We start from the raw sequence: 250 nt of genomic DNA on the forward strand, positions 1-250 counted from the left end.
GCTTAGGAAGAGAGCTGATCCCGCGGGTTTTTGTATGCATCTCGAATTCGTCTGTAAAATTTGACCTGCTTATGCCACCATTTTTTATAAATATAGATGTTTTTATCTAGGGCTGAGGATTTCTTGAGGGCAGCATTATAAGCCAAAACGATTGACAGCAGTGGCTCTTGTGCCTTGAATGCGGGGAGGTGAGTGGAGAAAGATTCCGGTCGCTCCAGATCAAATCCACTAAAATGAATAAAAATAAGCT

1 protein-coding gene is annotated in these 250 nt (G+C 42.0%); it reads right to left on the reverse strand.

Annotated features, from left to right (window positions below; all coding sequences use genetic code 11):
• Positions 1 to 2: 2 nt before the first annotated feature.
• Positions 3 to 250 (reverse strand): hypothetical protein (locus tag AAEY78_RS14300; protein WP_352340091.1); only part of this gene is annotated, 248 nt, incomplete at its 5' end.

Source organism: Psychrobacter sp. 16-MNA-CIBAN-0192 (genome assembly GCF_040309565.1).
Classification (GTDB): domain Bacteria; phylum Pseudomonadota; class Gammaproteobacteria; order Pseudomonadales; family Moraxellaceae; genus Psychrobacter.